Genomic DNA, 24,310 nt, shown 5'->3' with positions numbered 1-24,310 from the left:
GTCCCCCTGCCTGAGAGTCTCGGCTCGTCCCCCTGACGACATCCACACTAGGCGGTGGGGCTACCGTGTGACGGGGGCCTGTGGATAACCAAGGAGAGACCTGCCATGTCGGACGCCGTGACGCTGCTCGCCGCCGCCTCCGACCAGCAAGGACCCGGCAATGTGCTGCGGATCGTGCTGGTCGTGACCATCCTCGGCGCGGCCGGCCTCGCCTGGCTGCTGCTGCGCGGCTACCGCTCGACCGACGACGAGACGACGGGCGAGCCGACGACGGCGGAGCCCGCCGCCGAGCGGGCCGAGGACGGCCGGTCCGGCGCGGAGAGCGCCGCCCGGGACTGACCCCGGCTCACCCCGGGTACCCCGCCGGGAACGACGCCCGGTTCACCGCACGTACCGCGCCGCGAGCGTTACTCGGGACCGGCCCCGGCTTGGTCGCGAACCCCCGCCCGGGACTGAACGGCTGAGTCGGCGTGAGCGTGCCCGGGCCGCCCGCATACGATGAGCCCGAAGTCTCCGCTCCGACTCCCGGATAGGTCCTGCTGACGATGAGCCTCCACAGCACCGCCGCCAACCTGGTCTCCCTCGCCGAGGGCACCGAGCACGGTGGCAACCACGAAAGCCTCAGCCCGTACGTCACCGGTGGCGGCGCCCTGGTCGCGCTGCTGCTCCTGCTGTGGATCACCACGCGCTTCAACCGCGACCGCTGACGCGACCGCCGAGGCGGGGCGTTCCACCGGGCCAGTAGGCTCTGCACGCATGGGAGAGCAGGAAGTGCCTACCGGTCCGGTCAAGCGGCGCATCGGCGTGATGGGCGGAACGTTTGACCCGATCCACCACGGACACCTGGTGGCCGCCAGCGAGGTGGCCTCTCAGTTCCATCTGGACGAGGTCGTGTTCGTACCGACGGGGCAGCCGTGGCAGAAGAGCCACAAGCATGTCTCCGCGGCCGAGGACCGGTATCTGATGACGGTCATCGCGACCGCGTCCAACCCGCAGTTCTCGGTGAGCCGCATCGACATCGACCGCGGCGGCGCGACGTACACCGTCGACACCCTGCGGGATCTGCGCGCGCTCAACAGCGACGCGGACCTCTTCTTCATCACGGGCGCCGACGCCCTCTCCCAGATCCTCACCACCTGGCGCGACGTGGACGAGCTGTTCTCGCTCGCCCACTTCATCGGGGTGACCCGCCCCGGCCATCTGCTCACCGACGACGGTCTGCCCGAGGGCGGGGTGTCGCTGGTGGAGGTGCCCGCGCTGGCGATCTCGTCGACGGACTGCCGGGCGAGGGTCGCGCAGGGCGATCCGGTCTGGTATCTGGTTCCGGACGGTGTGGTGCGCTACATCGACAAGCGCCAGCTGTACCGCGGCGAGTGAGAGAAGGGCACCCGGTGAACGACCGACAGGACCCGCACGACCCGTATGCACCGCAGGTGCAGCTTGTCGGTTATGACGAGTACGGCCAGCCGGTGTACCAGCAAGTGCCGCAGCAGGCTTCGTACGACCCGTACGCCCAGAACCAGCAGGCGCAGCAGTCCCAGCAGACTCAGCAGCAGGGCGGCTACGGGTACGACCCGTACGCCCAGCAGCAGCCTTCTTACGGATACGACCCGTACGGCCAGTCCGCCCAGCCCTCCGTGCCGCAGCAGCAACAGGGCTACGGCTACGACAGCACGCAGCAGTGGAGCCAGCAGCAGGCCCCGGCGCAGCAGCAGCCGACGGCCGCCGAGGCGGCTGCCCAGGCTCCGGTCCAAGCCCAGGTGCAGGCCCCCGTCCAGGAGGCCGCGCCGGAGGCGGTGGCCGAGCAGGTGCCGGTCCTGCCGCAGCAGCGCAAGGACGAACGCGACTACGGCACCGAGCAGTTCGCGTTCATCGAGGAGCCCGACGAGGACTCCGAAGACGTCATCGACTGGCTGAAGTTCACCGAGAGCCGCAGTGAGCGGCGCGAGGAGGCGCGGCGCCGCGGCCGCAACCGCATCGTCGCGCTGGTCGTGGTGCTGGCCCTCGCGGCGGTCGGCGGCGTCGGCTACCTGTGGTCGGTCGGCAAGCTGCCCGGCCTGTCGTCGTCCTCCGGTTCGAAGGCTCCGGCGGCCGCGGTCGGGGCGCAGAAGCGGGACGTGATCGTCGTGCATCTGCACAACACCCAGAAGGGCGGCACCTCCACGGCGCTGCTCGTGAACAACGCGACCACCAAGCAGGGCACCACCGTGCTGCTGCCCAACTCGCTCGCCGTCTCCAACGACGACGGCACCCGCACCACGCTGGGCAAGTCCGTCGACGGCGACGGCGCCCAGGGCACGCGCGAGGCGATCGGCACCCTGCTCGGCACCAAGATCACCGGCACCTGGCGCCTGGACACGCCCTACCTGGAGAACCTGGTCGACCTGGTCGGCAACGTCGACATCAGCACCGACACCGATGTGCCGAGCACCAAGGCGGGCGCGGATCCGGTGGTGAAGAAGGGCGACGACCAGACGCTGACCGGGCAGATGGCCGTCGCGTACGCCACCTACAAGGGGCCCGGCGAGGCCGACGCCAAGCAGTTGCAGCGGTTCGGGCAGGTCATGTACGGCGTGCTGCGCAAGATCTCGGACGACCCCAAGGCCGCGACGATCACCGTGCAGACGCTCGCGCAGATCCTCGACCCCTCGCTGCCCGAGTCGGACCTGGGCGCCTCGCTGGCCAAGCTCGCCGAGCACGCCAAGGTCGGCGCGTACAAGACGGCGCTCCTGCCGGTCCAGGCCGACGGCACGCTCAGCGCGCAGGCGAGCGACAGCGTCGTCAAGGACATCCTGGGCGGCACGGTCACGGCTCCCGACAAGGGCGCGGCGGTCCGGGTCGGGGTGGCCAACGGCAGCGGCAACGCCAAGGCGGCCGACAAGGCCCGGGTCGACCTGGTCAACGGCGGCTACGCCTTCATCGACGGGGGCAGCGCGAGCACCCAGTCGGCGTCCACCGTCACCTACGGTGACGCGGGGCAGAAGGCGAAGGCCGAAGAGGTCGCCAAGACGCTGGGTCTGCCGGCCGGTGCGGTCAAGCAGGGCAAGGCCGCGGCGAACGCGGATGTCACCGTGGTGCTGGGCAAGGATTACAAGGTCAAGTAATCCTTTCGGGGCTGTCGGCGGTCCGTGAGATCCTGGAGAACGATCTGAATCGATCTGACCGCCGACGAAAGCCTGCTTGTGACCGCCACGGACCGTTCCATCGAGCTCATCACCGCCGCCGCTCAGGCGGCCGCCGACCGGCTCGCGCACGACATCATCGCGTACGACGTCAGCGATGTGCTGTCGATCACCGACGCCTTCCTGCTCGCCTCCGCCCCCAACGACCGCCAGGTCAAGTCCATCGCGGAGGAGGTCGAGGAGCGCCTGAACAAGGAGCTCGGCGCCAAGCCGGTGCGCCGCGAGGGCGACCGCGACGCCCGCTGGATCCTGCTGGACTACGTCGACATCGTCGTGCACGTCCAGCACAGCGAGGAGCGCGTCTTCTACGCCCTGGAGCGGCTGTGGAAGGACTGCCCCGAGATCGCGCTGCCCGACGACGCGGTGAAGACCCGCGGCAAGGCCGCCGAGCACGCCCAGCTGCACGGTGGGACGGAGGACGGTGAGCTGAGCTGAACGCCGGCAACGTAAAGCCCAGGGGCCGCCGCGTCGTCCTGTGGCGGCACGGTCAGACGGCGTGGAACCTGGAGCGCCGCTTCCAGGGCTCCACGGACATCGAGCTGACCGAGACGGGCCTGGGCCAGGCGCGCCGCGCCGCGCGCCTGCTCGCGGCCCTCAAGCCGGACGCGATCATCGCCTCGGACCTCAAGAGGGCCGCGGCGACCGCCGGCGAGCTGGCCGCCGTGGCCGGGCTCCCGGTGGCGTACGACGAGGCCCTGCGGGAGACGTACGCGGGCGCCTGGCAGGGCCTGACCCACGAGGAGATCGTGGAGCGCTACGGCGAGCAGTACGCGGCGTGGAAGCGCGGCGAGCCGGTGCGCCGGGGCGGCGGCGAGCTGGAGACCGAGGTGGCCGACCGGGCCGCCCCGGTGGTGCTCAGCCACGCCGACAAGCTGCCCGACGACGGCACCCTGGTCGTGGTCAGCCACGGCGGGACGATCCGTACGACCATCGGGCGCCTCCTCGGCCTGGAGGCGCACCACTGGGAGGGCCTGGGCGGCCTCTCGAACTGCTGCTGGTCCGTCCTGGGCGAGGGCGCGCGCGGCTGGCGGCTCCTGGAGCACAACGCCGGCACGCTGCCCGAGCCGGTCCTCGGCGACGACGACTGAGACGACGACTTGGGCGTCCGCCGGGGCCGCCGACCGGCCGCCCGGGCGGTGCGACCACCGGATTTCACTTTCCGGCAGGTCGCAGGCTAAAGTTCTTCTTGTTCGCGGCGCAGGAGCGCGGGAAACAAAGCGAACAGCGGGGCTATAGCTCAGTTGGTAGAGCGCCTGCATGGCATGCAGGAGGTCAGGAGTTCAATTCTCCTTAGCTCCACAGGTACAAGATCCCGTCCGGTCGGTTCGACCGGGCGGGATCTTTCGTTTTCCCGAGACCCGCCCCCTTTCGGGGAACGGCCTGCGGGAGTGAGGCGTCCGCGCGGCCCCGTGCCCGCGCGGACGCCTCACGCCCAGAGCTTCTCCCGCATCTCCCGCAGGGCCGCCGTCCGCGCACGGCTCTCCTCGTCGTTCGGTGTGTACGTGACCAGCCGGAAGTCCGGCATGCCGTTGATCGACAGGGACAGCGACGTCATCCGTATCTCGCCGACCGCCTGGTGCCGGAAGGTCTTCACGCGCGGGCCCGGCGGGACCACGTCGCCGTTCTGCCAGAGCTCCGCGAAGTAGGAGCTGGCCGCCGACAGCCGCGCGATGAACGTCTCCCAGACGGGCTCGCCGACATGGCGCCCGTACTCGGAGCGCAGTGTCGCCACCATCACCGGCAGTTCCTGCTCCCGGAACAGCACCGGGCACTCCGATTCCGGCAGCATGAATATCGTCCACAGGACGTTGCGCACGCCCATCGCGCGGATCTCCGGCAGGTCGAACAGGTCCCGGTAGGCGGCGTTGGTCGCGAGGATGTCGTAGCGCCCGTTGTAGACCACCGCCGGGTGCGGGTCGAGGGCGTCGATCAGGCCCTGGACCTCGGGGCCGATGGCCGCCGGGCACGCCTCACGGTCCGGCTCGAAGGCCACGTCCGCCAGGTGGTACAGATGCTCGCGCTCGGGCTGGTCGAGGCGGAGCGTGCGTGCCACCGCGTCCAGGACCTGCGGCGAGGCGTTGATGGGACGGCCCTGCTCCAGCCAGGTGTACCAGGTCACGCCGACTCCGGAGAGCGTGGCGACCTCCTCGCGGCGCAGCCCCGGCGTACGCCGCCGCAGGCCCGGCGCCATGCCGACGTCGGCCGGTGTGACCCGCGCCCGCCTGCCGCGCAGGAAGGCCGCCAGCTCCGGCCTCCGGCGTCCGTTCGGTGTAGCCACTGTCGTCACGTCCCCCATCGTCCATCCCGTCGCCCACCGCTGCCAGGTGCTGTCAGTACCAGCATCAGCGGGCTCTCGTTACCCGTATCCGACTGCGGTCAGGCTCGCTTTCATGACCACAGCACTTCCCACGGGGCCAAGTCCCTTGCTCAGTAAAGACGCTGCCACTGACAATCGGCCTCCGCTGCTGCTCGCGATCGTGCTCGCCGCGCAGTTCATGGCGCTCCTGGACGTGTTCATCGTCAACGTCGCCGCCCCCACCATCCGCACCGAACTCCACGCGTCCGGCGCCGGGTTGCAGCTCGTCGTCGCCGGCTACACCATCGCGTACGCCGTCCTGCTGATCACCGGCGCGCGCCTGGGCGAACTGCTCGGGCACCGCAGGCTCTACCTCGTCGGGCTCGCCGTCTTCACCGCCGCCTCGCTCGCCTGCGGCCTGTCCGGGAGCACCGGACAACTGATCGCCTTCCGGCTGTTGCAGGGCGTGGGGTCGGCGCTGATGATCCCGCAGGTGCTCAGCCTCATCCAGCGCAACTTCACCGGAGAGGCACGCGTGCGTGCCCTCGGCGTCTACTCCGCGGTGCTCGCCACCGGCGCCGCCGCCGGGCAGGTCCTGGGCGGCATCCTGGTCAGTGCCGACCTCTTCGGAGCCGGCTGGCGGCCGGTGTTCCTGGTCAACGTGCCCATCGGCATAACCCTGCTGGCCCTCGGCGCGCGCTATCTGCCCAGGGACCGGCGTGAGCGGCGCGGCGCCGCCCGGCTGATGCGCGATCTCGACCTGCCCGGCCTGGTGCTGCTCGGCGGGTCCGTGTCGCTGCTCACGGTGCCGCTGGTGCTCGGGCAGGAGGAGGACTGGCCGCTGTGGGCGTGGCTGTCGCTGGCGTCGAGCGTGGTGCTCTTCGCCGCCTTCTGGGCGTACGAGTCGCGGCTCGCGCGGCGCGGCGGCGCCCCGCTGATCGCCCCCAGGGTGCTGCGGATACCCGGCATGGGCCTCGCGGTCACCAGGATCGCCGTGGCGATGGCGATCAACGCGGGCTTCCTGTTCACCCTCACACTGCACATCCAGGGCGGCCTCGGCTACAGCGCGCTGCGCGCGGGGCTCACCTTCGCGCCGACCGCCGCGGTCTTCGGCACGGTCGGCCTCACCTGGCGGCGCTGGCCCGCCTCCTGGCAACGGGCGCTGGTGCCCGGCGGGTTCGCGCTGACCGCGGTGTCCACGGTGGCCACGGGCGCGCTGCAGCACGGCGGCGGTACCGGGGGCCTCGCCATCTACGGTGCGTACGCGGGGGTCGGCGCCGGTCTGGCGCTCGCTTTCAGCCCCACGTTCGCCGGGGCGCTGGCGAACGTACGGCCCGAGGACGCGGCCGACGCCAGCGGACTGCTCGCGACGGTGAACCAGCTCGGCCAGCTCATCGGGGTCGCGAGCTTCGGCACGCTCTTCCTGAACCGGCTCGGCGCGGGGGCGCACGCGTCCGGCGACGCGCTGTGGGCGTGCTCCGTCGCGCTGGCAGGAGCGGCCCTGGTGGGGGTACTGACGGCTCTCGTATCACGACGTCGCTGACCCTCTTGCGCGGCCATGGCAGAATCGTGACGGCCGGAGGGGGACGACGGACCGAACGGGAGGGAGACCGCGATGCCTGCGAGCCGCGACGAGTTCCCGGACCTGTCCGGTACACCGACCTCGGCCGCCCGCCTGACGTGTCCGGCCTGCGGTTCCTTCCATGTCGCCCAGATGCTCGGCGACGACGGCGGTGGCGTCTCCTACGTGTGCACGGCCTGCGGCCACAGCTGGAGCTGAGATGGGTGCACACAGGCGGAAGTGCGACTGGTGCGGCAGCGGTACGCCGATCGTCCGGGACATGGAACCGATCAACGCCGACTACCAGTACTGGTGCGAGGAATGCGCGCGGGCGCTGATCATAAAAGGCGACCCGATCGAGACCTATCGGGAGCTGGAGGGCGAGCCGATCTACGGCCGCCTCCTGGAGGCGCACTGCACCCTCAAGAGGTTCTACTCGTTCGCCACGGCCTGAGCGCGGCCGCCGTCACAAAGGCGGCTCCGGCCAGCGGATAGAGCGCCGAGAGCGCCATCTGCACACCGTTCTGGGCGAGTTCGGGACGGCCCACCCCGTGCGGCACCCACCACAGCGCGTACGAGCAGAAGAGCGCGCCGGCGGCCGCCCACCACAGGCGCTGCGCGCCGAGCAGCACCAGGACCGGAACGCACCACACCCAGTGGTGCGACCAGGAGACGGGGCTCACCAGGAGCGCGGTGACGGCGCAGGACAGCGCCGCCCAGGCCCGCTCGCCGCGCACCTCGGCCCGTACCGCCGCGCAGAGCCCCAGCGCCGCTGTGACGGCCGCGGCGACCGTCCACCACGTCCCGGGGTCCCCGGTGTGCAACAGGCGCGCCAGCACCCCGCGCAGCGACTGGTTGGCGGTGTCCTCGGCGTGGCCGACCCGGTCCGCCTCGAAGAGCGTGGAGGTCCAGAAGCGCCGCGAGTCCCGAGGCAGGACCACGGCGGTGGCCAGGGTCGCCCCCGCGAACACCGCGAGCGCCGTCGCCGCCTGCCGCAGCCATGTGTTCCAGCCGTCTCCACGCGCGCGTACGAGCCCGGTCAGCAGCAGGAAGAGCGCGAACAGGGCGGGCGTCAGCTTCACGGCGGCGGCCAGGCCGATGCCCGCGCCCGCCCCTCGGTGGCCCGGGCGCCGGGTGAGGTCCCACAGGACGGCGACCGCGAGCAGCAGATTGATCTGGCCGTAGCGCAGCGTCGTCCACACCGGCTCGCACCACACGGCGAGCGCCGCCACCCACAGCGCGGCCCCCGGTCGCTCCCGCCCTGCCAGACGCAGCGACAAATGGGCGAGCGCGACAAGGAGGGCGAGGTTCGCGACGGTGGCGAGCGTGCGCATCTCGGGGACACCGAGCAGGGTGAGCGGGGTGAACAGCAGCGCGGCGAACGGCGGGTAGGTGGTGGGCAGCCTCGCGTGCGTGGCGCGCATCGCGTAGAGGTCCGCCCCGGCCCGTACGGCGGCGCCCTCCGCCCGGTAGACCATCAGGTCGATCATCGAGACCCCGGCGGCCCGCTGGGCGATCCAGAAGGCGCCGAACGAGAGCAGGCACGCTGTGGCGGCGAGCAGCACGGGACGGCGGACGAGGGCCGGGCGGGTGGCGGTGTGCGCGAGCACGTTCACGGTCACGAAAGGGGACGTTACCGGCCCTGTCGGTACAGAACGGCAACCGATTTGGTGGAGTGCCGGGGGGACCGTGTAATGTTCTCGATGTCGCCAAGGGAAACCGGGCGGAAAACAGAACAAGGGGCTATAGCTCAGTTGGTAGAGCGCCTGCATGGCATGCAGGAGGTCAGGAGTTCAATTCTCCTTAGCTCCACAATAAAGAAGGCGGCCACCCGGATCGGGTGGCCGCCTTCTTGTCATGCGTCAACTACGGCCGCTGCCCAGGGCCTTACGGGCGGGGGCGGGCAGGGCGGGCAGAGCGGCGGGCGCCTGCTCGATACGGAGTGCCAGCGCGGGACACCGGCGCACGGCCCGTTGTGCGCGCCCGCGCAGATGCATCGGGACAGTGGCGTCGGCCACCGCCGGATAGCCGTCGGCGCCCAGCCGGATCAGCTCCGGGATGAGGTCCGCGCACAGCCCGTGGCCCTCGCAGAGCGTCCAGTCGACCAGCACCTTCTCGCCGCTGGGAATGCCCTCCTCCGCGTAACCGTCGCCCGGCAGCGGCAGCAGGCCCAGCGTCGGGCGGCCGCAGCCGCCCGCCAGGACATGCGCCGCCAGGTCGTCGGTGAACGCGTTGACGGTCGACGTCAGGAAGCGGGCCGAACCGTCCGGGTGCTTGCACGCGCCGCGCCCCTTGACCGCCCCGGTGACCTCGCGCAGCGCCTCCAGGGCGGCCGGGCCGCCGCCGTTGAGCACATCCGCCAGACCGCCCGCCGCGGCCGGCAGCCCGAGCCGGCAGGGCCCGCACTGGCCGGACGTCTCGGCGGCCAGCCAGTTGGCGATCCGCAGTGACTCGCCCAGCGGGCACGTCTCCGGCCCGATCGGCAGGATCGCGCCCGCGCCCAGCGCCCCGCCGAGAGCTGCCAGCGAGTCCCGTGAGACCACCGCGTCGTGAGCGGCCGCCGCGTCCAGCCAGCTCCCGTGGTAGCCGCCGGTCAGCACGCCCTGGGGCACCGGCGGCGCACCGGCCAGCTGCAGTACGTACCGCAGCGGCACGCCGGTCGGGACCTCCACCACCATCGGGCGGGCGACCGCCCCGGAGAGCGTGAGCAGGACCGTGCCGGGCTCGGTGGGCAGGCCGTGGTGGCTGTAGCGGCGCGGGCCGACGCGGGCGGCCACGGCGAGCTGCGCGTACGTCTCCGCGTTCGACAGCAGCGTCGGCGCGCCGCCGATACCGGTGTCCGAGGCGCGCACCTTGCGCCCCGGCGGCAGCGCGGGCCCGCCGCCCGCGGCCCGGATCACGGACGAGGCCTCGCCCGAGACCATCCGCTCCGGAGTGCGCACCACGCGCGCGCGAAGGGCGGTGCCGCGTCTGTCGGCGAGCCCCCGCTCGGCGAAGGCCGCGCGGATGGACGCCTCCGTGGAGTCGCGGGTCACGGCGACCACCAGCGTGCGCGCGCCCAGTGCCTCGGCGGCCAGCAGAGCGCCGTCGAGGACCAGGTGCGGGGCGCGGTTCACCAGCACCGTGTCCTTGCGGCAGGCGGGCTCTCCCTCGCTCGCGTTGACGACGACCACCGGGCGCACTCCGCGCCGGATCGCGGACTTGGCGACCGCGCGCAGTTTGCGGGCGAAGGGGAACCCGGCGCCGCCGCGGCCGTTGAGGGAGATCTCCTCGGCCAGCTGGGCCAGGCGCTCGCCGGGCACCGGCTCCAGCGGGCCGTGCACCTTCAGGTGCATGTCGAGGCCGAGCCGTTCGACCAGGTCGAACCCGGCGGTGAGCTGCGGCAGTCCGACGACGCGCACCTCGGGGACGTCGGGCAGGGGCACGTTCACGGGCGATCTCCTGCGGGGCTGTGCCAGGGCTCACCGGCGACGGGCTGGTGGAACGGGCTGGGCTGCGGGGACGGTTCGGGCCGGGGTGGTACGTACTCGGGAGGCGGCCCGGAGGGGGCCCCGAACAGAGGGTCACTGTCCCCGTAGGGGACGGTGGGCAGCGGTGCCGTCTCGTCGAAGCCGCCGAGGCCGTTCTCGTGGACCGGCATGTTCTCCGGCGGACGCGGGGTGGGCGTCGGCCAGCTCGGGGCGTACTGCGGCGGGGCGGGGGCCAGCGAGACCGCGCGGTAGGCGGCCGAGATGCCGGTGGCCGGCTTCGGCTGTCCGGGTACGGCACGCGGCTGCCCGGCCTCGTACAGCTGTGCGCTCTCGTACGGATCGGCCGTGAGGGGGTCGGCCGAGAAGGGCGCGTTCGCGAAGGGGTCGGGTCCGAAGGCGTCCGCCGGGTACGGGTGCGGCGCGGGTGCTTCGTAGCGGGGCGAGGCGGGGTCCGCCGGGTGCGGCTGCGGGGTCGAGGCGTCCGGGGCGACGGCCTGGGCGGCCTCCACGCGCGCGAGGAGCGGGGCGAGCCGCCGGGCGATGCGGCGCTGGACGGGGCGCGGCAGCGAGCGGACGACCAGGGCGCCGACCACACCGGCCAGCGAGAGGCTGTACAGGGTGACGACCCAGCCGGCCGCCGGACGGCCCGCGTAGAGGCCGTGCATCAGCGCGAAGCACCAGGCCGGGTAGGCCAGCATGTGCACCGCGCGCCAGTGGCCCGCCACCCGGTCGGGGTTGGCGAAGGCGCTGCGCAGCGCGCCCGTGGCGGCCGTGACGACCATGAGGATGGCGGCGAGCGAGCCGAGGCCGATCAGTCCGCCCGAGCCGGTGACGCCGAGCCCGAAGGGGATCAGGGCGCCGAGCAGGGACGTGTGGCCCTCCGCGATCTTGACGGTGATGTGCACCAGGAGGAAGCCGATCGAGGACACGGCGGTCGCGCGGTGGATGGCCTGGGCGACCAGGCGCTGCCGGATCGACATGAACAGCCGGTCGGTGGCGAGCAGGCCCCAGGCGACCGAGGACGACAGTGTGACCAGGGACAGGACGCCGGTGGTGAAGTCCAGGGCGGCACGGAACGCGCCGCCCGAGGCCGCGCCCAGTACCGGTATGAGCACCACCGAGGCGATCAGAAGGGCGCCGGACATCCCTCCTTTCAACCGTCCCTTAAGGGACGGGATGTTCAGTTTGAGCAAGCGGGGACTGTGAGGGTTCATGGGGCGACTCCGAAAGGTTCAGCAAAGTGGTCCCGTGGCCGCATGCTAGGTCGCCCCATACCGAGGGGTACGGCGTTTGATTGGTTGCCCCAGAAGAGGTCGGTACGCGGAGTAACCTCATCCGGCTGGGGTCGTTGAGGCGCCCCACGACTACTCTGTGCGGTCGGTGCGGGGCCTGCGGTACCCTGACGCCATGCGTGCCGTACGCCTTCTGCTTAGCGAGCCGCGCTGATCAGTCCCGACCGAAGAAGAGAGCCGGTCGGAATCGGCGCGGCGTCCCCTCCTGTGCGAGGGGCTTTTTCGTTTGGTGAATGTCGCAGCCGCTGGCAGAGACGATCGATGGAGCTTTAAGGATCATGAGCGAGACGAACACCGCTGCCGCCGAGTCGGCCGCGCCGCACCGCTACACGGCCGCCATGGCCGCTGACATCGAGGCACGCTGGCAGGACGTCTGGGACGCCGACGGCACCTACGCGGCGCCGAACCCCAGCGGTGATCTGGCCGGTGACCCCGCGGTCGTCGCGCGGCCCAAGAAGTTCATCATGGACATGTTCCCGTACCCCTCCGGTGCGGGTCTGCACGTGGGCCACCCGCTGGGCTACATCGCCACCGACGTCTTCGCCCGCCACCAGCGCATGACCGGCCACAACGTGCTGCACACGCTGGGCTTCGACGCCTTCGGCCTGCCCGCCGAGCAGTACGCGGTGCAGACCGGCACGCACCCGCGCGTGTCCACCGAGGCCAACATGGAGAACATGAAGGCGCAGCTGCGCCGGCTGGGCCTGGGCCACGACAAGCGCCGCTCCTTCGCGACGATCGACCCGGACTACTACAAGTGGACCCAGTGGATCTTCCTGCAGATCTTCAACTCCTGGTACGACGACGAGGCCAAGAAGGCCCGTCCGATCGCCGAGCTGGTCGCGCAGTTCGAGAGCGGTGAGCGGCAGGCTCCCGGTACGCGCGCGTGGAGCGAGCTGAGCGCCGCCGAGCGTTCCGACGTCCTGGGCGGCTACCGCCTGGCGTACGCCTCGGACGCGCCGGTCAACTGGTGCCCGGGCCTGGGCACCGTACTGGCCAACGAGGAAGTCACCGGCGACGGGCGTTCCGAGCGCGGCAACTTCCCCGTCTTCAAGGCGAAGCTGCGCCAGTGGAACATGCGCATCACCGCCTACGCCGACCGGCTGCTGGACGACCTGGACGCGCTGGACTGGCCCGAGGCGATCAAGCTGCAGCAGCGCAACTGGATCGGCCGCTCCGAGGGCGCGCGCGTCGACTTCGCCGTAGGCGACGACGCGATCACCGTCTTCACCACCCGCCAGGACACCCTGTTCGGTGCCACCTACATGGTGCTGGCGCCCGAGCACGAGCTGGTCGACACGATCGTCCCGGCCGCCTGGCCCGAGGGCACACACGAGGTCTGGACGGGCGGCCACGCCACCCCGGCCGAGGCCGTCGCCAGGTACCGGGCGTTCGCCGCGTCCAAGTCGGAGGTCGAGCGCCAGGCCGACGCCAAGGAGAAGACCGGCGTCTTCACCGGCGCGTACGCGATCAACCCGGTCAGCGGCGACAAGGTCCCCGTCTTTATCGCCGACTACGTACTGATGGGCTACGGCACCGGCGCCATCATGGCCGTCCCGGCGCACGACGTCCGCGACTTCGCCTTCGCGCGCGCCTTCGAGCTGCCGATGCGCTGCGTCGTCGAGCCGTCGGACGACCGTGGCACCGACGCCTCGACCTGGGACGACGCCTTCGCCTCGTACGACGCGAAGATCGTCAACTCGTCCGGCGAGGACATCTCCCTGGACGGCCTGGGCGTCACCGACGCCAAGGTGAAGATCACCGAGTGGCTGTCGCAGCGCGGCATCGGCGAGGGCACCGTCAACTTCCGCCTGCGCGACTGGCTGTTCAGCCGCCAGCGCTACTGGGGCGAGCCCTTCCCGATCGTCTACGACGAGGACGGCGTCGCCCACTCGCTGCCCGAGTCGATGCTGCCGCTGGAGCTGCCGGAGGTCGAGGACTACTCGCCGCGCACCTTCGACCCGGACGACGCGGACACCTCGCCGGAGACCCCGCTGTCCCGCAACGAGGACTGGGTCAACGTCACCCTGGACCTGGGTGACGGCGCGGGCCCCAAGAAGTACCGCCGCGAGACCAACACGATGCCCAACTGGGCCGGTTCCTGCTGGTACGAGCTGCGCTACCTGGACCCGCACAACAGCGAGAAGCTGGTCGACCCGGCCATCGAGCAGTACTGGATGGGCCCGCGCGAGGGCCAGCCGCACGGCGGTGTCGACCTGTACGTAGGCGGCGCCGAGCACGCCGTGCTGCACCTGCTGTACGCGCGCTTCTGGTCGAAGGTCCTGTTCGACCTGGGCCACGTCTCGTCGGCCGAGCCGTTCCACAAGCTGTACAACCAGGGCATGATCCAGGCGTACGTCTACCGGGACAGCCGCGGCTTCCCGGTGCCGGCCGCCGAGATCGAGGAGCGCGACGGCAAGTTCTTCTTCGAGGGCGAGCCGGTCAAGCGCGAGCTGGGCAAGATGGGCAAGTCCCTGAAGAACGCGGTCACTCCGGACGAGATCTGCGCCGAGTACGGCGCGGACACCCTGCGCCTGTACGAGATGGCGATGGGCCCGCTGGACGTGTCGCGGCCGTGGGACACGCGCGCGGTGGTCGGCCAGTACCGGCTGCTGCAGCGGCTGTGGCGCAACATCGTCGACGAGACCACCGGCGAGGCCACGGTCACCGACGCCGAGCCGGACGAGGCGACGCTGCGCGCCCTGCACAAGGCGATCGACGGCGCGGGCGGCGACCTGGCGGAGATGCGCTTCAACACCGCCATCGCCAAGATCACCGAGCTGAACAACCACCTGACCAAGGCGGGCGGCCCGCTGTCGCGCTCGGTCGCCGAGCGCCTGGTGCTGCTGGTGGCGCCGCTGGCCCCGCACATCGCCGAGGAGCTGTGGCGCAAGCTGGGCCACCAGGACTCGGTCGTCCACCAGGACTTCCCCGTGGCCGACCCCGCGTACGTCGTGGACGAGACCGTGACCTGCGTCGTGCAGATCAAGGGCAAGGTCAAGGCGCGCCTGGAGATCCCGCCGACCATCTCCGACGAGGAGCTGGAGAAGCTGGCGCTGGCCGACGAGGCCGTCGTCGCGGCCCTGGCGGGCGCCGGGATCCGCAAGGTCATCGTGCGCGCGCCGAAGCTGGTGAACATCGTTCCCGCCTGACGCACACGGCGGTAGTGGGGGTTTCCCCTACGGGCAGGTTGGGGGTTCCCCGGGAACCCCCAACCTGCCCGTTCCGTTTACGGTGGAGGGAAGGCAGCCGACACCGAGGGGACGTTCATGGAAGCCGCGATCGCGATCCTGGCGCTGATGTTCGTCGCCTTCGTCGTGCTGGGCGTGTACCTGACCGTGAAAGCGGTCGGCGCCGCCAAGCGGGGAGTGGAGCGCACGGTCACCCAGGCCCGCAAGGCGGTCGAGGACACGACGCTGCGGGCCAAGAGCATGGGCCAGGTCGGCGTGGCGGGCGAACTCGCCCAGCTGAGGCTCACGCTGCGCACCTCGATGCGGGCCACACAGGACTCGCTCCGCGCGCGCGTGGAGCAGGACGAGTCGCTGAAGGAGTCGCTGCGCCTGTTCGAGCGGCTGAGCGGCCACGGCCACGAGCTGGACGACGAGCTCAAGCGCCTAGAGCGCGAGCCCGACAAGCAGCGCATAGCCGAGCGCATGCCGGAGCTGCGCGAGCGCACGGAGCGGATCACGCACGCGGCGGACTCGCTGCGCTGGGCGGCGCGGGACCGGGCCCGGCAGTTCGCCGACGACGACCTGGCCTCGCTCAGCGCGGAGATCGAGGTCGAGTCGGGGGCGCTGCGGGACTGGGCGACGAAGGGCCCGACCACGTCGGCGGCGCCCGGCACGGCCGCCCGCCCGGCGGATGCTCCCGGCGCCAACGGCTCGCCGGCCGCTTCCTGGCCGGAGTCCGCCACGGTGGCCGACGCCCCGCAGGCGATAGGCGCGGCCGGGCCCGCGCCCGTGTACCCGTGGCAGAAGACGGCCCGGCCCGAGACGACGAACTGAGCGGCGGGGCACGCGCTGGAGGCGCGTGTGCACGTCGGGCCGGACGCTCGGGCCGATCATCTGTCCACCCGAACCGATCATTGGACCGGGGCCGGGCTGCCGCGCGGCGGCCCCGGCGGGTAACCTCCCGCTCATGTCCCGCCATGTCGCGATCGTCACCGATTCAACGGCCTACCTTCCGCCGCAGACGATGGAGCGGCACGGCATCACCGCGGTGCCGCTGACCGTAGTCCTCGGCGATCAGGCGTTGGAGGAGGGCACCGAGATCTCCGCCCGCTCCCTCGCCCTGGCGCTGCAGAAACGTCGCTCGGTGACCACGTCGCGCCCGAGCCCCGAAGTGTTCGCCGCGGCCTATCGGGCCGCCGCAGACGCGGGCGCCGCCGGGATCGTCTCACTGCACCTCTCGGCCGAGTTCTCGGGGACGTACGACGCCGCCGTGCTGGCCGCGAAGAGCGCCCCCGTGCCGGTACGTGTGGTGGACACCGGGATGGTCGCGATGGCCCTCGGCTTCTGCGCGCTGGCGGCCGCGGAGATCGCCGAGGCGGGCGGCACACTCGACGACGCGGTCGCGGCGGCCGAGAAGCGCGCGGGCGGCACCTCCGCCTTCTTCTACGTGGACACGCTGGAATATCTGCGCCGGGGCGGCCGTATCGGCGCGGCCCAGGCACTGTTCGGCTCGGCGCTCGCGGTCAAGCCGCTGCTCCAGCTGGAGGGCGGCCGGATCGAGATGCTGGAGAAGGTGCGTACGGCCTCGAAGGCCATCGCCCGGCTTGAGGAGATCGTCGTCGACCGGGCCGGATCGAGCCGTGTGGACATCGCCGTGCACCACCTCGCCGCGCCGGACCGTGCCGCGGCGCTCGCGGAACGGCTGCGGGAGCGGGTGCCGGGACTTGAGGATCTGCATGTCAGCGAGGTCGGCGCGGTGATCGGGGCGCACACGGGACCGGGGCTGCTGGGTGCGGTGGTGTCGCCGCGCTGATGGTCGCGGCGGTGTTCGTCGCGGCGGTCGTCGGGCTGACCGTCGAAGTGATCTCGCGGAAGTGATCTCGTTGCGGTGATCCGTGAGGGGGTTGCGTCACTCTCCCGGGTGAGCGAGTTATCCACAACTGGCAAGTTTTCCACGGGAATCGGGCCTGCTCAGCGGGGTCGGCCGAACGTGCCTACCGTTTCGTGGCATGGCTATCCGATCACCACGCATCGCAACGAGCGGGCCGGGCCGAGCTCCGGGTTCGGACGGCCGTGCCCGCCACGGTCACGGTCGTCGCGGACGCGTCGCCCAGGCCCAGGCCTCCGCCAGAGTGGCCGCACAGCGGCGGGCGCAGACGCTGTTCCCGGCGTCGTCGTCGCCGAGCGAGTCAACGCCGAGTAGGCCAACGCCGAGTGGGCCGAAGTCGAGTGAGCCGTCGGCGCCGACCGCCGTACGGCCCGGGATTCTCCCGCGCGTGCCACTGCCCGCCTCCGATCCGCTGCCCGGTCCGGCACCGTTTGCCACCGACTCAACTGCCCCTCCTTTCCCAGGAGTACGGGAACGGATGTGGACGGCGTTACGGGAGCGGCTGCCCGTGTGGGTGCAGGTGCGGTGCGGGCTCACGCCGAAGAGTCTCGCCGCGCTGAGCGTGGTGCTGATCGTGGCCGTGGGGTTGGCCGTGCAGCAGTTCTGGACGGGTAGGCCGGAGCCCGTGCGGGCGCCGGAGCGGGTGGTCGGGCCCGCGCCGCCCGCACAGCCTGTACGGTCGCCGGGCTCGGGACGGACGCCGAGTCCAGCGACGGGGGCCGGGCCGAGCGGGGTGCCCGCGCCCTCTCCCAGCGGGGGCATCGTCGTCGATGTCAGCGGCAAGGTGCGGCGACCGGGGATCCACCGGCTGCCGACCGGGTCGCGGGTCGCCGACGCGCTGGACGCGGCGGGCGGGGTGCGGGACGGGGTGGACACCACCGGGCTCAACCGGGCACGCGTGCTCATGGATGGCGAGCAGGTGGTCGTGGGGATGCCCGGTGTGCTGCCCGGAGTTCAGGCGGGTGGGGCCGGAGGGGTGTCGGGATCGGTTTCGGGAGGCGGTGGCAGCGCCGGGGCGGGTGCGGCCGGGCCGGTCAGCCTGAACTCCGCGTCGGTGGATCAGTTGGACGCCCTGCCCGGTGTGGGGCCGGTGCTCGCCCAGCACATCGTCGACTACCGCGTCCAGCACGGCGGTTTCCGGTCCGTGGGCGAGCTGCGCCACGTGAACGGGATCGGCGACCGCCGGTTCGCGGACCTCCAGTCGTTGGTGCGGCTGTGAACCGCCCGACGGTCCACGCCGACTCGGGCCACCGGCTCGGCGCCGCGAATCCCCATCAGGAAGGCCCGGCCGACCTGCGCCTCGTCCCGCCCGCCGTCGGGGCGTGGGTGGCCACCGCGGTGGCCATGAGCGCCCCTGTGAAGTGGGTTACTTGGGGGCTGGTGGTGTGCTTGGTGGGGGCCGGGCTGTTGCTGGCACCGACGATTTGGGGCTGGTGGCGTGGGACTTCGCGTGGGCGGCGCGCTACGGAGTCCAGGGCGGCAGGAGGGGCTCGACCGCTCGCCCCCACCGCCACCTTCGCGCCCGCCCCCGCGCACTCAACCGCCAGAGCCGGGCCATGGTGGGCGAACCGCGTCGCCGTCGCGGCCGTGTTGCTGTGCTCGGCGGCCGGTGCGGCTGCGGGGGCGCTTCATGTGGCGCAGGCGCGACAAGGTCCCGTTGCCGGGCTGGCGCGGCAATACGCGCACGTCACCGTCGAGTTGACGACCACCTCCGACCCGAGGCCGGTACGGGGGCGGGCGTGGGGCGCCGGGTCCGTCGTGCTTCAGGGGGAGGTCACCCGGGTCGTCGGGGCGCACGGCGGGGACAAGCGGGTGCGGACGCCCGTGCTGGTGATCGCACCGAAGCCGTGGCAGGGGCTGCTGCCGTCGACGCGGCTGCGTCTGTCCGCCCGGCTGGCTCCGCCCGCGTCGGGCAACGACTGGGCGGCGGCCGTACTGAGGGTGCCCGAGCGGGCGGTGCCGGAGGTGGTGCGGGGGCCAACTGCCTTGCAGCGTAGGGCGGGTGGGCTGCGGGCCGGGTTGCGGAAGGCGGCCGAGGGGCTGAGTCCGGACGCCCGGGCGCTGCTGCCTGGGCTGGTCGTCGGCGACACCACGCAGATCACGCCCGAGCTGCGGGATGCGTTCGAGGCGACCGACCTCACGCATCTGATGGCGGTGTCGGGCAGCAACCTGGTGATCGTCCTGGCGCTGCTCATCGGCTCGCCCGGCCGTGCGTCGCTGGCCGAGCGGGGTGGCCTCGCCCCGCGCCTCGGCATCCCGCTGCGCGCGACCGCGCTGCTCGGCGGGGTGATCACTCTGGCGTTCGTGGTGGTGTGCCGACCGGATCCGAGCGTGCTGCGTGCGGCGGCCTGCGGACTGGTCACCCTGCTCGCGATCGCTACGGGCCGGCGCAGATCGCTGATCCCGGCACTGGCCGCCGCCGTACTGCTCCTGGTGCTGTACTCGCCGGAGCTGGCGCGGAGTTATGGCTTTCTGCTCTCCGTCCTGGCCACCGGGGCGTTGCTCACCATCGCCCCGGGCTGGGGCGAGGCGCTGCGGCGGCGCGGGGTGCCGCGCGGGCTCGCGGAGGTGCTGGCGGCGGCGGGCGCGGCGCAGTTGGTGTGCGCGCCCGTGGTGGCGGTGTTCGCGGCGCGGGTGAGTCTGGTGGCCGTCCCGTGCAATCTGCTCGCGGAGCTGGCAGTGGCCCCGGCGACCGTGCTGGGGTTCGCGGTCCTGGCTGCGGCGCCGGTCGCGATGCCGGTCGCCAAGGTGCTGGCGTGGTGTGCGGGGTGGCCGACGGAGTGGATCGCGACGATCGCGCGGACCGGGGCGGCGTTGCCCGGAGCGCAGACGGGGTGGCCGGGCGGTTGGGGCGGAGGGCTCCTGCTCGCCGGGGTGACCGTCGGCGGAGTGTTCCTGGCCCGCCGGCTGCCGCGCCATCCATGGGCGGCCGCGCTGTGTGCGCTCCTGGTGCTGCTCGCCGTGGTGCGGCCCGCGCCGCTGACCAGGATCGTCACCGGGTGGCCGCCGCCGGGCTGGGCCTATGCGATGTGCGATGTGGGGCAGGGCGACGCCACGGTACTGGCGGCGGGAGACGGTACGGCGGTGGTGGTCGACACGGGGCCCGACCCCGTTCCGGCCGACCGGTGTCTGCGGGCCCTGGGTGTCACTCGGATTCCCCTTCTCCTGCTTACGCACTTTCACGCCGACCATGTGGCGGGGCTGCCCGGAGTGTTGCGGGGCCGGGCGGTCGGGGTGATCGAGACGACGACATTCGAAGAACCGCCGGAACAGGCCCGGTTCGTACGGAGGGTCGCCGCGCGGGCGGGCGTGCCGGTGGTGTCGGCGGAGCCGGGGGAGCGGCGTGCGGTGGGCGGACTGTCCTGGCAGGTGCTGTGGCCGCCACCGGTCGGAGTGCCGAACCCGCTGGGCGGGCCGAGCTCGCCGCACCGTATCGGCGCCACCCGCCTCGACCCCGTGTTGGACGGGCCGAACAATGCCAGCGTCACTCTGCTCGTACGGGCCGGAGGGCTGACCCTGTTGCTGCCGGGGGATCTTGAACCGCTCGCTCAGCAGGCGCTGTTGCGGGATCATCCGGAGTTGCCGCCGGTGGACGTCCTCAAGGTGGCGCACCACGGCTCGGCGCACCAGGATCCGGCGCTGTTGCGAGCGGTGCGGCCACGGCTGGCGCTGATCTCGGCGGGGCGGGGCAACCCGTACGGCCATCCCGCGCCCGACACCGTCGCCCTGCTCGGCGCGGCCGGGGCGAGGGTGCTGCGCACGGACCTGGATGGCGCGATCGCCGTGACGGGTGCGGGGAGCGGGTTTCGGGCGGTGCCGACGGGGCGCGGGCCGTGAAGGGAGTGAGCGGGCTCGCGCGGGTAACCGGGGGTAGCAATTCGGGCCTCTCCGGACAGTGTTGCCCAACACATCACATGGGGCCCGTTTGCCTCGAACGGGTCAAGAGTGATCGAATGCGTCTTCGTCAAGGGCCGCGGTCCTGCCGTGACGACGATGTCCTGGGCGCGCGTGGTCCGGAGGATTCTTCTCGCGCGGGGGTGCGTGCACCGTGTTCAGCCGCTGGTCCGGCAGGCTTTCGACCGACTCTTCCCGTACGGGACCTCGTTCGGGATCTCGTACGGGACCTCGTCCGGGAAGAGGTGGCCCGCTCGCGGCGGTCGCCGTTCCGCCGACCGCCGGGGTGCTCAGCTGCCGGGTCCTGGACCCGGTCAACGAGCCGGTCCGGCAGGCGGAGTTCGTGGTCAGCGACAGTTCGGGCCGCAAGGTCGTCGCGGGGGAGACCGACCCGTACGGCAGTGTCATGGCGACCGTTCCGGCGGGGGAGTACCGCCTCGCGGTGACGGCCGAGGGGTACACGCCGTTCCACAGCAACGTCGTGGTGGCCGAGAGCGCGCTCGCCGGGCTCGGTGATGTGAAGCTGCATCTCGCGCCGCCGCCGGTGCTGCCGGAGCCGGGGGAGTGGGAGCTCGACGCGTCGCACTCCCAGATCGGGTTCACCGCGCGGCACATCGGGTTGGCCCGGATCCACGGCCGGTTCAACACGTTCGCGGGGGCCGTCCGGATCGGTGACCGTATGGAGGACTCGGCGATGCATGTCGTGATCGACGCGGCGTCCATCGACACGGGGGTGCAGATGCGGGACGACCATCTGCGGTCCGGGGACTTCCTGGACGTGGGGCGCTGCCCGACGCTGGAGTTCTACAGCGACCGCTTCGTGCACCGGGGCGGCAGTCGCTGGGCGATCATCGGCGGGCTGACCCTGCACGGGGTGAGCCGTACGGTCACGCTGGACACGCAGTACCTCGGGCTCGGTACGGGGCTTGAGGGCGAGACGCGGGTGGCCTGTCGGGCCACCACCGAGCTGCATCGGGAGGATTTCACGCTCACGTGGCAGACCATGCTGGCGCGGGGGATCGCGGCGATCGGGTCGTCGATCTCCATCGACCTGGACATACAGGTGGTCCCCAAGCGGCCGGCGGAACCTGCGGGCCCCAAGGCCACCTGAGGCCCGCAGGTTCCACCGGCCCGAGGGGAGACTCCTACGGCGCTTCGAGCCAGCCCTCGTATTCCTCGGCCAGTTCGTCGAGGGCCGCAGGGTCCAGGCGGGCGTGCGGGTCCTCGACGACGACCAGCCACTGGGCGTCCTCGGCGTCGTCCTCGCCGGCCAGGGCGTCGCGTACGAGTTGGGGCTGCTCGGTCAGGCCGAAGCGGGCGGGGAGTTCCTCGGCGACCTCGTCGGCGGCGTCGCGGTCGGGCAGGACAAGTACGTGTCGGGTCACATCGCTCACCTGGACATTCTCCGGTATGTGGGTGGGTGCGGGGCACGGTCGTGCGGGGTGCCGCCACGGTGGCGGCCCGGCGCTGTCAGTGGGGCGTGGGATGCTGGACGACGATGGCCACCAGGAAGAATTCCACCGACGATCCGCTCGCCCCGCTCACGCTCGCCGTGGGCCAGGAGGACCTGCTGCTCGACCGCGCCGTGCAGCAGGTGGTGGCGGCCGCCCGGGCCGCCGACGCCGACACCGATGTGCGCGACCTCACGTCCGATCAGCTGCAGCCCGGCACGCTGGCCGAGTTGACCAGCCCTTCGCTGTTCGCCGAGCGCAAGGTCGTGGTCGTACGCAACTCGCAGGATCTGTCGGCGGACACGATCAAGGACGTGAAGGCGTACTTCGAGGCGCCCGCCGAGGAGATCACGCTCGTACTGCTGCACGCGGGCGGCGCCAAGGGCAAGGGGCTGCTGGACGCGGCGCGCAAGGCGGGGGCACGGGAGGTCGCGTGTCCCAAGACGACGAAGCCGGCGGAGCGGCTGACGTTCGTGCGGTCGGAGTTCCGGGCGCTGGGACGTTCGGCGACGCCGGAGGCGTGCCAGGCGCTGGTCGACTCGATCGGCAGCGATCTGCGGGAGCTGGCGGCGGCGGTGTCGCAGCTGTGCGCGGACGTGGCGGGGACGATCGACGAGGCGGTCGTCGGGCGCTACTACACCGGGCGGGCGGAGGCGTCGAGCTTCACGGTCGCGGACCGGGCGGTGGAGGGGCGGGCCGCGGAGGCGCTGGAGGCGTTGCGGTGGTCGCTCTCGACCGGGGTCGCGCCGGTGATGATCACGAGTGCGCTGGCTCAGGGGGTGCGGGCGATCGGGAAGCTGTCGTCGGCTCGGGGTGGGCGGCCGGCCGATCTCGCCCGGGAGCTGGGGATGCCGCCGTGGAAGATCGATCGGGTGCGGCAGCAGATGCGGGGGTGGACGCCGGATGGTGTCGCCGTGGCTCTGCGGGCCGTGGCCGAGGCGGACGCGGGGGTGAAGGGCGGGGGGGACGATCCTGAGTACGCCTTGGAGAAGGCGGTTGTGGTGGTGGCGCGGGCTGCGCGGGCTCGGCGCTGAGTAGTTTGCCCCACCCCGCCCCTTCCCTAAAGCCCTGCGGGCGGCCGGGTGGGGGTGAAGGTCGTTTCCCGGGGCTGCGCCCCGGACCCCCGTCGCGGGGCCTGCGGCCCCTGCACCCCGCCACGGGCTCCGCCCGGACCGGCCGGGGTGGGTGGGTAAGCGGGACTACGCCCCTGCGCCCCCTCGGGGCTCCGCCCCGGACCCCGGCCCGGGGGGCGGGTGGGTAAACGGGGCTGCGCCCCCGCCCTTCCTCGGGGCTCCGCCCCGGACCCCGTTTGTCTGCAGACCATGCCGGGTTGCTCGCGCAGTTCCCCGCGCCCCCAAATACCTAGGGGCGCGGGGAACTGCGCGACCAGCCCCCACCAACCCGCAGACGGACACGCCGCCCCCACCGTCCCGTACGCGGCACGCAAAAACCCCGCCCCCACCCCCACAAAGAGGGCAGAAACGGGGTTTCCGCTAAACAATCAAACAGATCGCCGCACCCGCGTGGCGAACGCAGGCCGCGTGCGGCGGTGGTGCTGGGTACCGGGAGGGAGCGGAAGAGAGGGCCCGCTGGGTCCCTGCCGGTGGACAATCAAGTGGTCCGTGTGGACCTAGGCCGGCCCGGAGGCCGGTCGACAGGTCAGGCCTGGAGGGCGGCAACCTTGGTGGCCAGCGCCGACTTCTTGTTGGCGGCGGCGTTCTTGTGGATGACGCCCTTGCTGACGGCCTTGTCCAGCTTCTTGGAGGCGGCGCGGACAGCCGTGGTGGCCGCCTCGACGTCGCCGGCCAGGACAGCCTCACGGGCCTTGCGGACCGCGGTCTTGACCTCGGACTTGACGGCCTTGTTACGCAGGCGCGCCTTCTCGTTGGTCTTGTTCCGCTTGATCTGGGACTTGATGTTCGCCACGAAAGAGCCTTTGCAGGTTCGATGTATCAGATGGGTGTGACACTCGCCGCTGAGAGGGCAGACGAGGCACAGCTGCCCAGGTTACCAGCCGTCCTCCTGGCGGCCCAAACCGGGCGCAGTCCCGTTCCCGTGGGACGATAGGGGCTACGTATCGATCCGACATCGCCCGAGACGAGACGC

The 24,310-nt window shown here is 72.0% G+C and carries 22 protein-coding genes and 2 tRNA genes; 18 read left to right on the top strand and 6 right to left on the bottom strand.

What is annotated here, in order from left to right:
* Positions 1 to 105: 105 nt before the first annotated feature.
* The 7 genes from BG418_RS34865 (at position 106) to BG418_RS34835 (ending at position 4,481) form a co-directional block, all read left to right on the top strand.
* Positions 106 to 339: a hypothetical protein gene (locus BG418_RS34865; protein ID WP_188278377.1), complete on the top strand. Its 234-nt coding sequence runs from the start codon at positions 106 to 108 to the stop codon at positions 337 to 339.
* 206 nt (positions 340 to 545) lie between these two features.
* Positions 546 to 707 carry a hypothetical protein gene (locus BG418_RS34860; RefSeq protein ID WP_188278063.1) on the top strand — a complete coding sequence of 54 codons (162 nt, stop codon included), beginning with the start codon at positions 546 to 548 and terminating at the stop codon, positions 705 to 707.
* 49 nt (positions 708 to 756) lie between these two features.
* Positions 757 to 1,377 carry a nicotinate-nucleotide adenylyltransferase gene (gene nadD / locus BG418_RS34855; protein ID WP_188278062.1) on the top strand — a complete coding sequence of 207 codons (621 nt, stop codon included), beginning with the start codon at positions 757 to 759 and terminating at the stop codon, positions 1,375 to 1,377.
* Positions 1,378 to 1,391: 14 nt separating this feature from the next.
* Entirely contained in the window at positions 1,392 to 3,104 is a 1,713-nt protein-coding gene (locus BG418_RS34850) for an LCP family protein (protein ID WP_188278061.1), read from the top strand.
* 78 nt (positions 3,105 to 3,182) lie between these two features.
* Positions 3,183 to 3,617 carry a ribosome silencing factor gene (gene rsfS / locus BG418_RS34845; protein WP_188278060.1) on the top strand — a complete coding sequence of 145 codons (435 nt, stop codon included), beginning with the start codon at positions 3,183 to 3,185 and terminating at the stop codon, positions 3,615 to 3,617.
* Entirely contained in the window at positions 3,614 to 4,270 is a 657-nt protein-coding gene (locus BG418_RS34840) for a histidine phosphatase family protein (RefSeq protein WP_188278340.1), read from the top strand. Before rsfS ends, BG418_RS34840 begins: the two co-directional genes overlap by 4 nt.
* Positions 4,271 to 4,408: 138 nt before the next feature.
* A tRNA-Ala gene (locus tag BG418_RS34835) sits at positions 4,409 to 4,481 on the top strand.
* A 127-nt stretch (positions 4,482 to 4,608) separates the two neighbouring features.
* Here the strand turns inward: BG418_RS34835 and BG418_RS34830 are convergent.
* Entirely contained in the window at positions 4,609 to 5,478 is an 870-nt protein-coding gene (locus BG418_RS34830) for a helix-turn-helix transcriptional regulator (RefSeq protein WP_188278059.1), read from the bottom strand.
* 181 nt (positions 5,479 to 5,659) lie between these two features.
* On the opposite strand from BG418_RS34830, the gene BG418_RS34825 reads away from it, so the two are divergent.
* From BG418_RS34825 to BG418_RS34815, 3 genes are all read left to right on the top strand, one after another.
* Entirely contained in the window at positions 5,660 to 7,021 is a 1,362-nt protein-coding gene (locus BG418_RS34825) for an MFS transporter (protein ID WP_317453877.1), read from the top strand.
* Between the two features lie 72 nt (positions 7,022 to 7,093).
* Complete coding sequence (locus BG418_RS34820; RefSeq protein ID WP_188278057.1) at positions 7,094 to 7,258, top strand: hypothetical protein; 165 nt, start codon at positions 7,094 to 7,096, stop codon at positions 7,256 to 7,258.
* Position 7,259: 1 nt separating this feature from the next.
* Entirely contained in the window at positions 7,260 to 7,493 is a 234-nt protein-coding gene (locus BG418_RS34815; RefSeq protein ID WP_188278056.1) for a hypothetical protein, read from the top strand.
* Here the strand turns inward: BG418_RS34815 and BG418_RS34810 are convergent.
* Positions 7,462 to 8,661 carry a glycosyltransferase 87 family protein gene (locus tag BG418_RS34810; protein WP_317453861.1) on the bottom strand — a complete coding sequence of 400 codons (1,200 nt, stop codon included), beginning with the start codon at positions 8,659 to 8,661 and terminating at the stop codon, positions 7,462 to 7,464. The two genes, BG418_RS34815 and BG418_RS34810, sit on opposite strands and share 32 nt — an antisense overlap.
* Positions 8,662 to 8,778: 117 nt before the next feature.
* On the opposite strand from BG418_RS34810, the gene BG418_RS34805 reads away from it, so the two are divergent.
* Positions 8,779 to 8,851, top strand: a tRNA-Ala gene (locus tag BG418_RS34805).
* A gap of 50 nt (positions 8,852 to 8,901) precedes the next feature.
* Here BG418_RS34805 and BG418_RS34800 read toward each other — a convergent pair.
* Positions 8,902 to 10,470, bottom strand: coding sequence for a ferredoxin (locus BG418_RS34800; RefSeq protein WP_188278054.1), 1,569 nt, complete (start codon positions 10,468 to 10,470; stop codon positions 8,902 to 8,904).
* Entirely contained in the window at positions 10,467 to 11,654 is a 1,188-nt protein-coding gene (locus BG418_RS34795) for a hypothetical protein (RefSeq protein WP_188278053.1), read from the bottom strand. Before BG418_RS34795 ends, BG418_RS34800 begins: the two co-directional genes overlap by 4 nt.
* Before the next feature lie 425 nt (positions 11,655 to 12,079).
* Between BG418_RS34795 and leuS the strand changes: the two genes are divergently transcribed.
* The 6 genes from leuS (at position 12,080) to BG418_RS34765 (ending at position 21,864) form a co-directional block, all read left to right on the top strand.
* Complete coding sequence (gene leuS / locus BG418_RS34790) at positions 12,080 to 14,953, top strand: leucine--tRNA ligase (RefSeq protein ID WP_188278052.1); 2,874 nt, start codon at positions 12,080 to 12,082, stop codon at positions 14,951 to 14,953.
* A gap of 117 nt (positions 14,954 to 15,070) precedes the next feature.
* Positions 15,071 to 15,805: a hypothetical protein gene (locus BG418_RS34785; protein WP_188278051.1), complete on the top strand. Its 735-nt coding sequence runs from the start codon at positions 15,071 to 15,073 to the stop codon at positions 15,803 to 15,805.
* A 133-nt stretch (positions 15,806 to 15,938) separates the two neighbouring features.
* A complete protein-coding gene (locus tag BG418_RS34780; protein ID WP_188278050.1) occupies positions 15,939 to 16,784 on the top strand; it encodes a DegV family protein in 846 nt (281 codons plus the stop codon).
* 553 nt (positions 16,785 to 17,337) lie between these two features.
* Positions 17,338 to 18,078 (top strand): helix-hairpin-helix domain-containing protein, encoded by a 741-nt coding sequence (locus BG418_RS34775; protein ID WP_317453860.1) that lies wholly within the window; start codon positions 17,338 to 17,340, stop codon positions 18,076 to 18,078.
* A 413-nt stretch (positions 18,079 to 18,491) separates the two neighbouring features.
* On the top strand, positions 18,492 to 20,696 hold the full coding sequence (locus tag BG418_RS34770; protein ID WP_399001458.1) for a ComEC/Rec2 family competence protein: 2,205 nt from the start codon (positions 18,492 to 18,494) through the stop codon (positions 20,694 to 20,696).
* 211 nt (positions 20,697 to 20,907) lie between these two features.
* A complete protein-coding gene (locus BG418_RS34765) occupies positions 20,908 to 21,864 on the top strand; it encodes a YceI family protein (protein WP_188278047.1) in 957 nt (318 codons plus the stop codon).
* A 34-nt stretch (positions 21,865 to 21,898) separates the two neighbouring features.
* Here the strand turns inward: BG418_RS34765 and BG418_RS34760 are convergent, their stop codons facing one another.
* Positions 21,899 to 22,147, bottom strand: coding sequence for a hypothetical protein (locus BG418_RS34760; RefSeq protein WP_188278046.1), 249 nt, complete (start codon positions 22,145 to 22,147; stop codon positions 21,899 to 21,901).
* 104 nt (positions 22,148 to 22,251) lie between these two features.
* Here BG418_RS34760 and holA point away from each other — a divergent pair, with 104 nt between their 5' ends.
* Positions 22,252 to 23,238 (top strand): DNA polymerase III subunit delta, encoded by a 987-nt coding sequence (gene holA / locus BG418_RS34755; protein WP_188278045.1) that lies wholly within the window; start codon positions 22,252 to 22,254, stop codon positions 23,236 to 23,238.
* A 625-nt stretch (positions 23,239 to 23,863) separates the two neighbouring features.
* Here the strand turns inward: holA and rpsT are convergent.
* A complete protein-coding gene (gene rpsT / locus BG418_RS34750) occupies positions 23,864 to 24,130 on the bottom strand; it encodes a 30S ribosomal protein S20 (protein ID WP_188278044.1) in 267 nt (88 codons plus the stop codon).
* Positions 24,131 to 24,310 lie beyond the last annotated feature (180 nt).

Source organism: Streptomyces sp. CBMA152, from assembly GCF_014596475.1.
GTDB lineage: Bacteria > Actinomycetota > Actinomycetes > Streptomycetales > Streptomycetaceae > Streptomyces.
The sequence above is the reverse complement of the archived record's forward strand: the minus strand, read 5'-3'. Positions and strand labels throughout refer to the sequence as shown.